The sequence below is a fragment of the Stenotrophomonas sp. STEN021 genome (assembly GCF_056760175.1).
On sequence record NZ_JBRREH010000028.1, the window covers coordinates 1 to 15,288 of the forward strand.

Annotated in this window: 13 protein-coding genes; 8 read left to right on the plus strand and 5 right to left on the minus strand. The window is 64.3% G+C overall.

From position 1 onward, the window contains the following. Window positions 1-152: 152 nt before the first annotated feature. The 5 genes from yeiP to ACVOL0_RS08035 form a co-directional block, all read right to left on the minus strand. Window positions 153-719, minus strand: a complete 567-nt coding sequence (gene yeiP, locus ACVOL0_RS08015; protein WP_282270790.1) for an elongation factor P-like protein YeiP — start codon at window positions 717-719, stop codon at window positions 153-155. 117 nt (window positions 720-836) lie between these two features. Beyond that, window positions 837-1,607 (minus strand): SDR family NAD(P)-dependent oxidoreductase, encoded by a 771-nt coding sequence (locus ACVOL0_RS08020; protein WP_481548632.1) that lies wholly within the window; start codon window positions 1,605-1,607, stop codon window positions 837-839. Between the two features lie 65 nt (window positions 1,608-1,672). Next, window positions 1,673-4,258 (minus strand): sensor domain-containing protein, encoded by a 2,586-nt coding sequence (locus tag ACVOL0_RS08025; protein WP_481548633.1) that lies wholly within the window; start codon window positions 4,256-4,258, stop codon window positions 1,673-1,675. Next, window positions 4,255-5,148 carry a hydroxymethylglutaryl-CoA lyase gene (locus tag ACVOL0_RS08030; RefSeq protein ID WP_481548634.1) on the minus strand — a complete coding sequence of 298 codons (894 nt, stop codon included), beginning with the start codon at window positions 5,146-5,148 and terminating at the stop codon, window positions 4,255-4,257. The genes ACVOL0_RS08025 and ACVOL0_RS08030 overlap by 4 nt, the downstream gene beginning before the upstream one ends. Before the next feature lie 48 nt (window positions 5,149-5,196). Then, window positions 5,197-5,985: an enoyl-CoA hydratase-related protein gene (locus ACVOL0_RS08035; RefSeq protein WP_481548635.1), complete on the minus strand. Its 789-nt coding sequence runs from the start codon at window positions 5,983-5,985 to the stop codon at window positions 5,197-5,199. 125 nt (window positions 5,986-6,110) lie between these two features. Between ACVOL0_RS08035 and ACVOL0_RS08040 the strand changes: the two genes are divergently transcribed. The 8 genes from ACVOL0_RS08040 to carB all read left to right on the plus strand — a co-directional run bounded on the left by ACVOL0_RS08040 (window position 6,111) and on the right by carB (window position 15,286). Further along, the gene (locus ACVOL0_RS08040) at window positions 6,111-6,359 is read left to right on the plus strand and encodes a FeoA family protein (RefSeq protein ID WP_481548669.1); all 249 of its coding nucleotides are present in this window, start codon (window positions 6,111-6,113) and stop codon (window positions 6,357-6,359) included. Then, entirely contained in the window at window positions 6,356-8,212 is a 1,857-nt protein-coding gene (gene feoB / locus ACVOL0_RS08045) for a ferrous iron transport protein B (protein ID WP_481548636.1), read from the plus strand. Before ACVOL0_RS08040 ends, feoB begins: the two co-directional genes overlap by 4 nt. Next, window positions 8,212-8,466 carry a DUF6587 family protein gene (locus ACVOL0_RS08050; RefSeq protein ID WP_481548637.1) on the plus strand — a complete coding sequence of 85 codons (255 nt, stop codon included), beginning with the start codon at window positions 8,212-8,214 and terminating at the stop codon, window positions 8,464-8,466. The genes feoB and ACVOL0_RS08050 overlap by 1 nt, the downstream gene beginning before the upstream one ends. Window positions 8,467-8,776: 310 nt before the next feature. Then, window positions 8,777-9,283, plus strand: a complete 507-nt coding sequence (locus ACVOL0_RS08055) for a hypothetical protein (RefSeq protein WP_481548638.1) — start codon at window positions 8,777-8,779, stop codon at window positions 9,281-9,283. A 49-nt stretch (window positions 9,284-9,332) separates the two neighbouring features. Then, window positions 9,333-10,064, plus strand: coding sequence for a 4-hydroxy-tetrahydrodipicolinate reductase (gene dapB, locus ACVOL0_RS08060; protein ID WP_481548639.1), 732 nt, complete (start codon window positions 9,333-9,335; stop codon window positions 10,062-10,064). A gap of 237 nt (window positions 10,065-10,301) precedes the next feature. Next, a complete protein-coding gene (gene carA / locus ACVOL0_RS08065; protein WP_481548640.1) occupies window positions 10,302-11,432 on the plus strand; it encodes a glutamine-hydrolyzing carbamoyl-phosphate synthase small subunit in 1,131 nt (376 codons plus the stop codon). After that, window positions 11,429-11,989 (plus strand): DUF2059 domain-containing protein, encoded by a 561-nt coding sequence (locus ACVOL0_RS08070; protein WP_481548641.1) that lies wholly within the window; start codon window positions 11,429-11,431, stop codon window positions 11,987-11,989. Before carA ends, ACVOL0_RS08070 begins: the two co-directional genes overlap by 4 nt. 54 nt (window positions 11,990-12,043) lie before the next feature. Beyond that, complete coding sequence (gene carB, locus ACVOL0_RS08075; RefSeq protein ID WP_481548642.1) at window positions 12,044-15,286, plus strand: carbamoyl-phosphate synthase large subunit; 3,243 nt, start codon at window positions 12,044-12,046, stop codon at window positions 15,284-15,286. Window positions 15,287-15,288: the final 2 nt, after the last annotated feature.

The window sequence follows — 15,288 nt, forward strand, 5'->3', positions numbered from 1 at the left end:
GGGCGGGGCTCCCCGGGTTTTGGTGGTTTTGGTACCCCCGGGGGTTTTTTTGTGCATACAACTATCTCACCCCCTCCCCGTTGCGGGGATCCCCCCGCTCCTACAAAAAGCCGTGCACAGCCCCCCGCCGTTTGGCGGGAGGCTGCAGTCAATCAATCAGCGCGGCCGCCGAACTCGCCGGTGGTGGTGTTCACCAGGATGCGTTCGCCGTTGACGATGTACTCCGGCACCATGATTTCCAGGCCGGTGCTCAGCTTGGCTGGCTTCGGGCGCTTGGTGGCGGTGCCGCCCTTCAGTTCCGGCGGGGTCTCGATCACTTCCAGGGTCACGTGCTGCGGCATCTGCACGGCAACCGGCTGGTCGTCGATCACCTGCACGTAGATGCCGGTCAGGCCTTCGGTGATGTAGCCGGCGTCGTCGCCGATGACCTCGGCGTCCAGCGTGTACGGGGTGTAGTCCTCGTCATCCATGAACACGAAGGCATCGCCGTCCATGTAGGAAAAGGTGGACTGGCGACGCAGCAGCTCGACTTCCGGCAGGTTGTCGTCGGCATCGAAGCTGGCATCGAGCTTGTTGCCGCCCGGCACGCTGTACATGATGAAGCGGAAGCGGACGTTGCCGCCACGGCCCTGTGGGGAGCTGCGCTCGATGTCGCGGATCTGGTAGACGCCGTTGTTGTACTCGACGACGTTGCCTTTCTTGATGTCGTTGGCTTTCATGGGTTGAGCGCTGGTATCAGGGAATCGGGATGGGAGATTCGCAAAACCAGAAGCGGGTCCTGGGTTGATCGGGCAGCACTTTCGCGCCGTCCCGAATTCCCAAGCCCCGCTCCGGAGTCACTTCGGTGCCAAACGTACGGCACCGTCGAGGCGAATAGTCTCACCGTTGAGGTAGGTATTGCCAATGATGTGGCCGACCAGGCTGGCGAAATCGGCCGGCTGGCCCAGGCGCGACGGGAACGGGATGGAAGCGGCCAGCGATTCCTGCACGTTCTGCGGCATGCCGTCGACCATCGGGGTCCAGAACACGCCCGGAGCGATGGTGAGTACGCGGATGCCGAAGCGCGACAGCTCGCGTGCCATCGGCAGGGTCATGCCGACCACGCCGCCCTTGGAGGCGGAATAGGCAGCCTGGCCGATCTGGCCTTCATAGGCAGCCACTGAGGCGGTGTTGATGATCACGCCGCGCTCGCCGTCGGCGTTGGCCTCGTTGTGCTGCATCAGCTCGGCGCCGGCCTTGGCGACGTTGAAGCTGCCGACCAGGTTGACCATCACCGTACTCTGGAAGTTGGCCAGCGGCATCGCTGCTTCGCGGCCGAGTACGCGGCCGGCACCGAGGATGCCGGCGCAGTTCATCACCACGTTCAAGCCGCCCAGGAACTCACGCGCGGCAGCCAGGTTGGCGGCCACACCAGCTTCGTCGGTGACATTGGTGGTGAAGTAACGGGCATTGTCGGCGCCCAGGTCGGCGACCGCAGCGGCGCCCTTTTCATCATTGAGGTCGAACAGGGCGACCTTGCCGCCATTGGCAACCAGGAACTGGGCGACACCGAGACCAAGCCCGGAGACGCCGCCGGTGATGACGGCACGAACGGAAGACAGCTGCATTGGAACAATCCTGCTGAGTGATCCGCCGATTCTAGCCGATGCCGATCCGCGCCTGATTGGGGTGATCAGACCTGTGGTACCGGGCCAGCCGCGTCAGCCCTGGTCAGTTGTCGGCTGAAGTCAGGCGGCGACAGGCCGGGGGCGAACAGGAAGCCCTGGCCGACCGGTACCCCCAGCTCCAGCAGGAACTGGCGCTGGGCCTCGGACTCGATGCCCTCGGCCACCAGCCCCAGCCCGAGGCTGCGGGCGATGCCGCAGACCGCCTCGCAGACAGCCACGTCGGAAGGATTGCCGGGTACACCACTGATGAACAGCTGGCTGAGCTTGAGGCCGTGGATGGGCAAGGTACGCAGGTAGTTGAGCGCACTATAGCCCTCGCCAAAATCGTCGATGGTGAGCACCACGCCCATGGCGCGCAGTTCGGCGAAGGTACGCAGCGTGGCGGGGGCGTCTTCGATCAATACCCGCTCGGTGAATTCCAGTTCCAATGCGCTGCCGGGCATGCTGTAGTGCTCCAGTACCTCGCGCACCTGGCGCGCCAGGCGGTCGCCACTGAACTGTCGGTAGGAGACGTTGATCGCTACCCGCATCATGCCCAGGCCTTCGCGCTGCCATTCGCGGATCTGCCGGCAGGCCTGGTGCAGCACCCATTCGCCGATGCGGACGATGTCGCCGGTGTTCTCGGCGTGGCTGATGAAGATGTCCGGGCGCAATTCGCCCAACTGGCGACTGCGCCAGCGGATCAGTGCTTCGCAGGCGACGACCTGGCCGCTGCGCAGATCCACCTGTGGCTGGTAGACCAGCCGGAACTCGTCGCGGTCCAGCGCCTTGCGCAGGCGCCGTTCGATCTGCAGGCGGTCCCGTTGCCGGCGCGCCAGTTCAGGCGAGAACTGCTGCCAGCCATTGCGGTCGCGGCGCTTGCATTCGTACATGGCCAGATCGGCGTTCTGGATCAGCTGCTGCGGGCGCACACCGTCCTTGGGGGCGCGGGCGATGCCAATGCTGGTGGTGACCGGGAACTCGTCCTTGCCGAACTGGAATGGCGGGACGAAGGCGCGGGTGATGGCTTCGGCCAGCTTTTCCGGTCGGTTTGGCAGCTCGCGGGCGTCGCAGGTGACCACGAACTCATCGCCGCCAAAGCGCGCAAGCAGGCCTTCGGTGCCGATTGCATCGGCGATGCGGCGGGTGGCTTCGATCAGCAGCAGGTCGCCGGCGTTGTGGCCGAGCACATCATTGACGGTCTTGAACCGATCCAGATCGATGTAGAGCACGGCGACCTCGGCGTGTGAGGGATTGCTCAGCCGGGCTTCCAGGTCGGTAAGGGCAGCATCGCGATTCATGATGCCGGTCAGCGGATCGGTGCGGGCCTGGTTCTTGAGGGTCTGCTCGGCGTGCTTGGGCTCGGTGATGTCCTGCAGGGTCCCGGCGATACGCGTGGAGGCCAGGTCGCCGAGCTCCACTTCGCCAATCATCCGGATCCAGAAGCTGTGGCCGCTGGCGCGTTGGCCCTGCAGCTCCAGCTCGAAGCCGGTGCGCTGCTCGATCACGCGCTCCAGCGCATCGCGCAGCTGTTGGCGCGACAGGCTGCTCAGGCAGGCCAGCAGTTGTTCCAGGTCGGTGGGTGCCGATTGCTGGCCCAGGATGCGCTGTGCTTCACCGGTGAGGTAAAGCCGCTGCTGGCCGCGATCCCACTCCCAACCGCCGATATGCGCCAGCGATTGGGCACGGTCGAACAGGGCGTGGTCGCGCTTGAGTTCGGTGATGTCACTGAACAGGGAAAACACGTGGTCGGGCAGGTCGCAGCCAGCCGAGAACACCGGCACGGTGGTGATCGAGATCCAGATCATCCGTCCATTGGGGCGGTGGTACAGGCCGATGATGGTGCTGGGAATGGTCCTGCCTTCGGCGAAGGAGCGGGTTACCGGCCACTGCTCGGGTCGCAGCCGACGACCGTGTTCGTCGACGCTGATCCATTCATCGCTGTGCAAGGGCACCTTGGCCGGGGCAACGCTGCCAAGGTTGAAAATGCGGTGTGCGGCGGGATTGGCGGAAATGATGCCCAGGTGGCGGTCGAACAGCATCACGCCTTTGTCGATGGACTCCAGCAGCAGGCGGTAGCGGGTTTCGGCCTGCCAGCGCCGGCTCAGGTCGCGGGCAACGGCGACGATGCAGTGCGCATCGTCATGCTCGATGGTGGCCGAATGCACCTCCACCGGAAAGCGGCTGCCGTCGCCGCGCATGTTGGTGACTTCCACCACATAGGTTTCGCCACGATTGAGGGTTTCCCAGACCGGCTCAAGATGGTCGGCCGGCAAGTCGGGGTTGAGCAGCTCGATTGGCTGGCCAACGATCTCCTCGCGGGTACGGCCATAGGCGCGAACCCCGGCGCTGTTGACATCCAACACCACCCCGGTGGCACTGAGAATGCTGACCGGGTCGGGTACCGCATTGAACAGCGCGGCGTAGCGGCGTTGTGCCACCCGCCGCTCGGCCATGGCCTCGGTCAAGGCCGAACGTGCAGCAAGCAATGCCTGCTGCAGGCCCAATGGCAATGGTTGTAGCAGTGCTTGTTCCAGTCCAGCAAGCGCGTCGACATGCGCTGCGCGGTGATCGCCGTCGTCAGATACTCCAAGCTGGCTGGTTCCGGTCATGACACTGTCAATGCCCTTCCTGTCTTGCTGCCTGTCTGCCGGCCCAGTCGTTCTGCGAGCCAGTTCCCCGTAGCGGCCAGCGCCGGCAGATCCACGCCGGTACGCATCCCCATGCCGTGCAGCATGTAAATAACATCTTCGCTGGCGACATTACCACTGGCACCGCGCGCGTAGGGGCAGCCACCGGTGCCGGCCACGGCCGAATCCACCACGCGCACGCCTTCTTCCAGGCAGCTGGCGATATTGGCCAGGGCCTGGCCGTAGGTGTCGTGGAAATGCACGGCCAGGTCGGCGAGGGGCAGTTCCGCCGCCACCGCCCGCAACATCGCACGGGCCTTGAGTGGGGTGCCGACGCCGATGGTGTCGCCCAGTGATATTTCATAACAGCCCATGGCGTGCAGGCGAGCAGCCACGCGGACCACGTCGGCCAACGGCACTTCGCCCTGGTAGGGGCAGCCCAATACCGTGGAGACATAGCCGCGCACCCGCACACCGTCAGCCTTGGCGCGGGCCAGGATGGGTTCGAAGCGCTGCAGCGATTCATCAATGCCGGCATTGGTATTGGTGCGGTTGAACTGCTCGGAGGCCGCGGTGAACACGGCGACTTCGGTGACGCCTACCGCCAGGGCACGTTCATAACCCTGTTCGTTGGGTACCAGTACCGGGTAGCTGACGCCGGGCTTGCGCTGGATGCCGGTAAACACCTCGGCGGCGTCGGCCAGCTGCGGCACCCATTTCGGGCTGACAAAGCTGGTGGCCTCGATGCTGCGCAGGCCGGTGGCCGAGAGCCGGTCGATCAATTCGATCTTGTCGGCAGTGGCGACCTGCTGCTTTTCATTCTGCAGGCCATCACGCGGGCCTACCTCGACGATACGGACGAAATCATTCATGGAGCGGTCTTTGGCTGGAGGAGGGCGCGGGTAGGGCTGGAGCGCAGATTACTGCGCGGTCCAGCGGGGAGGGCGCTTCTCAAGGAAGGCGGTCAGTCCTTCGCGACCTTCATCGGAGGCGCGCAGGGCGGCGATCAGGCCGGCATTGGCGCGGTCCAGGCCATCGCGATCCCCCAACGCGGCATGGACCTCGCGGACCAATACCTTGGCGGATGCGGCGGCAACCGGACCGGCCTTGCCCAGCAGATTGAGCTGGGTCTGCACGGCGGCATCCAATGCATCGGCAGCCACCACCTGATGGACCAGGCCGATCTGTTGCGCGGTGCTGGCGTCGAAGTGCTCACCGGTGGCAAACCAGCGCCGTGCCTGGCGCGGGCCGATCGCGGTGATCACATACGGCGAAATCACTGCGGGCAGCAGGCCGAGCCGGCTTTCGGTCAGGCCAAAGCGCGCACTCTCGGCCGCAATGGCGATATCGCAACAGGCCACCAGGCCAACCCCGCCACCAAAGGCTGCCCCTTGCACGCGGGCGATGGTTGGTTTGGGCAGCTCATCCAGGGTGCGCATCAGTTTTGCCAGCGCCAGCGAGTCGATACGGTTCTCTTCCTGGCTGGCGCTGGCCATGGAGCGCATCCACTGCAGGTCGGCTCCGGCCGAGAAGGAGGGGCCGGTACTTGCCAGTACCACTGCCCGCACGTCCGGGTCTGCGCCCAGGTTGGACAAGGTGTCGGTCAATGACTGGATCAGCGCCGCATCGAAGGCGTTGTGCAGGTCCGGCCGGTTCATGGAAAGGGTCGCCACCGCGCCCTGATGCTGCACGAGCAGTGCATCGCTCATTGGTAATGCCTGTTTGAACGGTAATCCGACGAATCATAGCGGTGCAGGGGTGGGACGCCATGACGCAGCGCGGCGATGCTAGAATTGATAACCATTCTTATCAACTCTACATAGGCGCCCATTCAGTGACGTTGTCAGATTTGCCGCTGCATGCTTCAGCGCGCGTTGAAAGCGTTCAGGACCTGCATGCAAACGATGCGATCGCGCGCCGTCTGCGCGAGCTGGGTTTTGTGAACGGAGAAGAAGTTCGTTTGGTTGCGCGTGGCCCGGTCGGCGGTGAGCCGCTGCTGTTCCAGGTCGGTTTCACCCGTTTTGCGCTGCGTCGTAGCGAGGCCGCGCGGGTCCAGATCAGCGCTGAAGGAGCAAAGGCATGAGTACGGCGATCGCCCGGCTGGCGCTGGTAGGCAACCCGAACAGCGGCAAGACCGCGTTGTTCAACCAGCTGACCGGCAGCCGCCAGAAGGTGGCCAACTACACCGGCGTCACCGTCGAGCGTAAGGAAGGCCGCATGCGCGGGCCGTCCGGGCAGGAATACGCGGTGCTGGATCTGCCGGGTGCCTACAGCCTGCACCCGGCCAGCCTGGACGAGGCCATTACCCGTGACCTGTGCAGGGGCTTCTACCCGGGCGAAGCCGCTCCGGATGCGCTGATCTGCGTGATCGACGCCACCAACCTTCGCCTGCACCTGCGCTTTGCGCTGGAAGTGCGCGAACTGGGCAAGCCGATGGTGGTGGCGCTGAACATGGTCGATGCAGCCCGCAAGCGCGGCATCGAGATCGACGTGCCGGCACTTGAGAAAGCCTTGGGTGTGCCGGTGGTGGAAACCGTCGCGGTGCGCCACAACGGCGCGCGCGCGCTGGTCGAACGCATCGATACGCTGATGCCAAAGCTCGACACCATGCCGGTGCATGCGGCCGAACCCGGTGCGGACTACCACGTGCAGGTGCGCGACATCCTGGCCTCGGCGGTGCGCATGCCGGCGCCGACCGCCAGGGTGGATGACGCGCTGGACCGCTGGTTGCTGCACCCGGTGTACGGCCTGCTGACCCTGGCCGTTGTGATGTTCCTGATCTTCCAGGCGGTGTACGCCTGGGCCACGCCATTGATGGATGGCATCGAGGCAGCCTTCGCTTGGCTGGGACCTGTAGTGGCTGAGAAGCTGCCAGAAGGGCCGCTCAGCAGCCTGCTGGTGGACGGCATCATCGCCGGTGTCGGCGGCGTGCTGGTGTTCCTGCCGCAGATCCTGATCCTGTTCGCCTTCATTCTGGCGTTGGAAGAGTCCGGCTATCTGCCGCGCGCTGCCTTCCTGCTGGATCGGATGATGGCTTCGGCTGGTCTGTCCGGGCGTTCGTTCATCCCGCTGCTGTCGAGTTTCGCTTGCGCGGTGCCGGGCATCATGTCGACCCGTTCGATCCAGGACCCGCGCGATCGCCTGGCTACGATTCTGGTGGCGCCGCTGATGACCTGTTCGGCGCGCCTGCCGGTGTATGCCTTGCTGATTGGTGCCTTCATTCCGGCCAAGACCGTGTGGGGCGTGTTCAACCAGCAGGGTCTGGTGCTGTTTGCCCTGTATGTGGCCGGTATCCTCAGTGCGCTGGTGATGTCGTGGACGATGAAGAAATTCCGTCGCGACAAGAGCGAGCATCCCTTGATGCTGGAGCTGCCGTCCTACCGCCTGCCCAATCCGCGTGACCTGCTGGTTGGTCTGTACGAGCGCGCGATGATCTTCCTCAAGCGCGTGGGCGGCATCATCCTGTCGCTGACCATCCTGCTGTGGTTCCTGCTGTCCTACCCGGGAGCGCCGGAGAACGCGACCATGCCGGCAATTGATTACAGCTTCGCCGGCCAGATCGGCCACGCGATGGCGGTGATCTTCGCGCCGTTGGGCTTCAACTGGCAGATATGTATTGCCTTGATCCCCGGCATGGGTGCGCGTGAAGTCGCGGTGTCTTCGCTGGCCACCATCTATGCGCTCTCGGCCGCCGATGACGATGCCGCCATCCAGGCGCTGACGCCGGTGATCAGCGATGGTTGGACCCTGGCGACGGGCTTGTCGCTGATGGTGTGGTTCATCTACGCGCCGATGTGCATCTCCACTTTGGCCACGATCAAACGCGAGACCAACTCGTGGAAGCAGATGGCTTTCGCCACGGTCTACCTGTTCGGCGCGGCCTATCTGGCGGCCTTTGTCACCTATCAGGTGGCGGTGGCATTGGGAGCTGGCTGATGGACACGAGCCTGCTGCTGCAATACCTGATCATCGCCGTGGCGGTGCTGGTCAGTGCCTGGGTGGTGCTGAAGAAGCAGTTCCCCGGTGTATTGCGCAAGCTGCGTGGGGTGTTGGCGCTGTGGCTGGTGAAGCCGCAGCGTTCGCCGCGACTGCAGGCCTGGGGGCGGCGCCTGGCGCTGCCGGCGGCCAGTGGCGCCGGCGCCTGTGGTGGCTGCAACAGCTGCGGGCCAAGCGAGCCCAAGCAGCATTGAGCAATACAACAACGCCGGGGAAACCCGGCGTTGTTTCATGTCGAAAACAGCGCGCGCCTTTTGTAGGAGCGGCGTAAGCCGCGAAGCTCGAGCAACCTCAGCTGGCACCGGAGCATCGGCAGGCAGTCCGAAAGACCATTGGACACTTGCCCCGGTGCGTGGCGCTTGCCCGGGCTACAGTCCTGGCAAGCGGCATTGGGCAATTTGGTGTTGTCACCAAACTGGTAGCGGCGCGGGCAGGGGTTCCATGTAGAACGAAGCATTTCGGCTGTACACTGCGTCGATTGCAGGAAGCAACCAGGGGAAAGACATGAAGTCATTGATTGGCGTTGTGATGTTGGTCGTGGTGTTGGCCGTAGGTGGATCGATCTATCTGCGTGGCGGCAACAAGATCACCGAGTCCCAGGTGCGCGCGCTGTACCTGCGCGCCGACCAGGCGCTTGCAGCAGGCGATGACAAGCCGCTGTGCGAGATGTTGTCGAAAGACTATGTGCAGACCACGGTGACCAAGACCGAAACCGATCAGTCCGAGCAGCGCTATGACAGGGCGCAGTACTGCGCTTCCCTGGCCGAGAGCATGGGTCAGCTGCGTCAGTTCCGGGACGCCTTCGGTGATCGCATGCCGCTGCGTTACGAGCAGAAGGTGAACAGCATCAGCATTGCCAGTGATGGCCGTTCGGCCGAGGTCGAGGTTTCGGCGATTGTTGAAATGGCGGGTATCCGCATGGTGAGCCGCGGCCGCGACACCGTGGAGCGCAGTCGCTGGCGTACCTATATGACCGGCAGCCGTGCGATTACCCACGTCGGCAGGATGTAAGCGCGCGGTGCGCTTGTGCGCCGGGCCATTGAAGCGTTAGCGTGCGGGCATGAATACGACCCCCACCCGTTTGTTGATCCACGGCGCCTCCGGGCGCATGGGTCAGGCCCTGCTGCGTCTTGCGGCAGAAGATTCCTCTTTGCAGGTGGTTGCTGCGGTGGTGCGCAAGCCGCCGATCCAGCGCGTGATCGACGGCATCCCGCATTTCGCCGCCTCCGAGCTGGCCGGCGCGCCAGCGTTTGATGTGGCGATAGATTTCAGTTTGCCCGAAGGTTTTGACCCGGTGCTGGCGCTGTGCGTGGAACGCGGTGTTGGCCTGGTATCGGGCACGACCGGCATCAGCGAGTCGCAACAAGGCGCGCTCGCCGCTGCGGCGGCCAGTATTCCTCTGGTTTGGGCGACCAACTTCAGCCTCGGCGTGGCGGTGCTGGCCGAGCTGGTGGAGCGGGCGGCGGCGGCGTTGCCGGGCTGGGATTGCGATATCGTCGAATCCCATCACGTGCACAAGAAGGATGCGCCTTCCGGTACCGCGTTGACGCTGGGGGAATCGGCCCAGCATGGTGGCGCCGAGCCGCGCTACGCCAGTCTGCGCGCTGGCGACATCATCGGCGAGCACTTCGTCCAGTTCACCGGGCTGGGCGAGCGGGTGGAGCTGGTGCACCGGGCTACCAATCGCGACATTTTTGCGCGCGGGGCGCTGCATGCAGCCAAACAACTGCGCCAACGCAGTCCGGGCCAGTACCGGGTGCGGGATCTGGTCGGGACGTCCGAGCAGGCCTGAAATAGCTGAATGCGGAGCACATTCCTTCCGGAATGTGGCTTTTGTAACCACTGAACAGCTGAAGGAAAGCGCACGGGGCGCTGGCGTTGGTGCCCCCTTGCCTTTACAATTCCGGCTCGCCGAAACACGTTAGCCGGACCGGTTCCCAGACCGCCGTCCGCGCTTTTTTGCAACCGGTTTTTGACCGTGAACGCAGGCGTGGCTTCGGAGTCCCCCGGTAGCCAAAGTGAGATTCCCGTGACCCAAGCCGCAATTCTCGTGCTCGAAGACGGCACCGTATTCGAGGGCGAATCCGTAGGCGCGCCCGGCCTATCCGTGGGTGAGGTGGTGTTCAACACCGCCATGACCGGTTACCAGGAAATGCTGACCGATCCGTCCTACGCCCGGCAGATGATCACCCTGACGTATCCGCATATCGGCAACACCGGTATGAACGACCAGGACGATGAAGCCTCCAAGGTATGGGCATCGGGCCTGATCGTGCGCGATGTGCCGCGCCGTCCGAGCAACTGGCGCAACCAGGTGTCGCTGCAGGATTGGTTGATCCAGCGCGGCGTGGTGGCCATCTCCGGCATCGATACCCGCAAGCTGACCCGCATCCTGCGTGAGCGCGGCGCCCAGAACGGCGCGCTGATGGCTGGGCCCGACATCGATGTCGAGAAGGCGCTGGAAGCCGCGCGCAAGTTCCCCGGCCTGAAGGGCATGGATCTGGCCAAGGTGGTCAGCACCGACAAGCCCTATGGCTGGACCGAAGGCCAGCTGGACCTGGACCGCAACGAATTCGTGCGCGCCGAACCGAAGTTCAAGGTTGTGGCCTACGACTTCGGCGTCAAGACCAACATCCTGCGCATGCTGGCCGAACGCGGTTGCGAGTTGACCGTGGTGCCTGCCCAGACGCCCGCTGCCGAAGTGCTGGCGCTGAAGCCGGACGGTGTGTTCCTGTCCAACGGCCCGGGCGACCCGGAACCCTGCGATTACGCCATCAGCGCGATCAAGACCTTCGTCGAGCAGAAGATCCCGACCTTCGGTATCTGCCTGGGCCACCAGCTGCTCGGCCTGGCCGCAGGCGCCAAGACCATGAAGATGGGCCACGGTCACCACGGTGCCAACCACCCGGTGCAGGATATCGACGACGGCCGGGTGATGATCACCTCGCAGAACCACGGCTTCGCCATCGACGAAAGCGTGCTGCCTGCCAATGTGCGGGTCACCCACCGCTCGCTGTTCGACCAGACCATCCAGGGCATCGCGCTGACAGATGCGCCGGCGTTCTCCTTCCAGGGCCACCCGGAAGCTTCGCCGGGTCCGCGTGACGTGGCACAGTTGTTCGACCGCTTCATCACCCTGATGGAAGGGGCCAAGGCGTGAGCAAGGCGCGCTGGCTGATGTTGCCGGCGCTGCTGGTCACCTCGGTGGCCAGCGCGGCGCCAGTGACCGCGCAGGAGATCCGCGATCTGCTGCCGCTGACCGGCTTCGAGCGCATGGGCAATGACGCGGCCACATCCATGTTGGCCAATGTCACGCTCTTCCAGCAGATTCCGGCAGCACAACGCGAGTGCCTGGCCACGCCGATCGGCGAGGTCCTGAATGAAGCACTGGTGGATCGCCTGGTCGCCAATGTTGGCAACGACGGCCAGCAGCACCTCAAGCGCTGGCAGGCGTTCTATTCAAGCCAGGGCGGCAAGCGCATGGTCGCGACCCAGCGTCAGATGATGTACGGCACCGCCTTGCCCGCCGAGTTCGAGGGCGAGCCCAGCGAGCTGGAGCGCAAGCAGGTAGGCGAGTTCATGGCCAGCGGCTCCTATGAAGCCTTGGGTGCCGTGCTTGCGGAGCTGGGCGAGATGCCCGATGGCCTGCCGCTGCGCATGAGCGAGCGCATCCAGAGCCAATGCGGTGTCACGATTGATCCAGAAGAGTTTTCCTGATCGACAGCGTGCGATCACTTCCCCCAGACACGCTGTACTGACTTAGAGAAGAAAATGCCAAAGCGCACCGACCTAAAAACCATCCTGATCATCGGCGCCGGCCCGATCGTCATCGGCCAAGCCTGTGAGTTCGACTACTCCGGCGCGCAGGCGTGCAAGGCGCTGCGTGACGAGGGTTACCGCGTGGTGTTGGTGAACTCCAACCCGGCCACGATCATGACCGACCCGGAGATGGCCGATGCCGTCTACATCGAGCCGATCAACTGGCAGACGGTCGAGAAGATCATCGACAAGGAGCGCCCCGACGCGCTGCTGCCGACCATGGGTGGCCAGACCGCGCTGAACTGCGCGCTGGACCTGGCTGACCACGGCGTGCTGGAAAAGTACAACGTCGAGCTGATCGGTGCCAAGCGCGAAGCCATCCGCATGGCCGAAGACCGCGAGCTGTTCCGCGTGGCGATGGGCGAGATCGGTCTGGAATGCCCGACTGCAGCCGTTGCCCACACGCTGGAAGAAGCGCTGGAAATCCAGACCCGCGTTGGCTACCCGACCATCATCCGTCCGTCCTTCACCCTAGGCGGCAGCGGCGGCGGCATCGCCTACAACCGCGAAGAGCTGATCGAGATCGTTGGCCGCGGCCTGGAACTGTCGCCGACCACCGAAGTGCTGGTCGAAGAATCGGTGCTGGGCTGGAAGGAATTCGAAATGGAAGTGGTTCGCGACACCGCGGACAACTGCATCATCGTCTGCTCGATCGAGAACCTCGATCCGATGGGCGTGCACACCGGTGACTCCATCACCGTGGCACCGGCACAGACCCTGACCGACAAGGAATACCAGCGCCTGCGCGATGCCTCCATCGCCGTGCTGCGCAAGATCGGCGTGGACACCGGCGGCTCCAACGTGCAGTTCGGCATCAGCCCGACCACCGGCCGCGTGGTGGTGATCGAAATGAACCCGCGCGTGTCGCGTTCCTCGGCACTGGCCTCCAAGGCCACCGGCTTCCCGATCGCCAAGGTCGCCGCCAAGCTGGCGGTCGGCTATACCCTGGACGAATTGAAGAACGAAATCACCGGCGGCCTGACCCCGGCCTCGTTCGAGCCGTCGATCGATTACGTCGTCACCAAGATTCCGCGCTTTGCCTTCGAGAAGTTCCCGGCCGCCGACGCCCGCCTGACCACCCAGATGAAGTCGGTGGGCGAGGTGATGGCGATGGGCCGCACCTTCAAGGAATCGCTGCAGAAGGCCCTGCGTGGTCTGGAAACCGGCAAGATCGGGCTGGATCCGACCGAGCTGGATCTGAACAACGAAGACGACATCGCAACCATGAAGCGTGAGCTCAAGGCCCCTGGCCCGGAGCGTCTGTTCTACGTGGGCGATGCCTTCCGCACCGGCATGAGCGTGGAAGAAATCTACGGACTGTCGCACATCGACCCGTGGTTCCTCGACCAGATCGAAGAGATCATCGCTGACGAAAAGCAGGTCTACGCCGAAGGCATCGATTCGCTGGACGCTGCGCGCCTGCGCAAGCTCAAGCGTGCTGGTTTCTCCGACGCTCGCCTGGCGCAACTGACCGGCACCAACGAAGCGGCTATCCGCGCACTGCGTCGCGCCCACAAGGTGCGTCCGGTCTACAAGCGCGTTGACTCCTGCGCCGGCGAGTTCGCCACCGGCACCGCCTACCTGTACTCGACCTACGAGGACGAGTGCGAGGCCGCGCCGAGCAACCGCGACAAGATCATGATCCTGGGCGGTGGCCCGAACCGCATCGGCCAGGGCATCGAGTTCGACTACTGCTGCGTGCACGCCGCGCTCGCCCTGCGCGAGGATGGTTTTGAGACCATCATGGTCAACTGCAACCCGGAAACCGTTTCGACCGACTACGACACCTCCGACCGCCTGTACTTCGAGCCGCTGACACTGGAAGACGTGCTGGAGATCGTCGAGCTGGAACAGCCCAAGGGCGTGATCGTGCAGTACGGCGGCCAGACCCCGCTGAAGCTGGCGCGTGCACTGGAAGCCAATGGCGTGCCGGTGATCGGCACCTCGCCGGACTCCATCGACCTGGCCGAAGACCGTGAGCGCTTCCAGCAGCTGGTCGAGAAGCTCGGCCTGAAGCAGCCGCCGAACCGCATCGCCCGCAACGACCAGGAAGCCCTGCTGCTGGCCCGTGAAATCGGCTACCCGCTGGTGGTGCGCCCGAGCTACGTGCTTGGCGGCCGTGCAATGGAAATCGTCTACAGCGAAGCCGACCTGGCCCGCTACGTGCGCGACGCGGTCAAGGTGTCCAACGATTCGCCGGTGCTGCTGGACCACTTCCTCGATGCCGCGGTCGAAGCCGACGTCGACATCATCTGCGACAAGGACGGCAAGGTCCTGATTGGCGGCGTGATGGAACACATCGAAGAAGCCGGCGTGCACTCCGGTGACTCGTCCTGCTCGCTGCCGCCGTACTCGCTGTCGGCTGAAACCCAGGCCGAGCTGCGTCGCCAGGTCACCGAGCTGGCCAAGGCACTGCAGGTCGTCGGCCTGATGAACACCCAGTTCGCGATCCAGGCCGATGCCGATGGCAAGGACGTGATCTACCTGCTGGAAGTGAACCCGCGTGCCTCGCGCACCGTGCCGTTCGTGTCCAAGGCCACCGGCATGGCGCTGGCCAAGATCGCCGCCCGCTGTATGGCCGGCAAGACGCTGGCCGAGCAGGGCGCGACCAAGGAAATCGTGCCGGACTACTACTCGGTGAAGGAAGCGATCTTCCCGTTCGCCAAGTTCCAGGGCGTCGATCCGATCCTCGGGCCGGAGATGCGCTCCACCGGTGAAGTGATGGGTGTAGGCCGTACCTTCAGCGCAGCGTTCGCACGTGCGCAGGAAGCCGGCAGCATCAAGACCCCGCCGGTCGGCAAGGTCTTCATCTCGGTGCGTGACGCTGACAAGCAGCGCGTGATGCCGGCGGTGCAGGGCCTGGTCGAACGTGGCTATTCGCTGGTGGCTACCCGCGGCACCGCTGCCTGGTTGCAGCAGCACGGTTACACCTGTGACGTGGTCAACAAGGTGGTTGAAGGCCGTCCGCACATCGTGGACAGCATCAAGAACGGCGAGATCGTCTACATCGTCAACACGACCGAAGGCCGTGCTGCGATCAACGACTCGTTCTCGATCCGCCGCGAGGCACTGCAGAACCGCATCACGTACTCCACCACCGTTGCTGGCGCCAAGGCGCTGGTGCAGTCACTGGAGTTCCGTGGCACCGGTCCGGTGTTGTCGCTGCAGGAACTGCACAAGGAGTTGAATGCATGAGA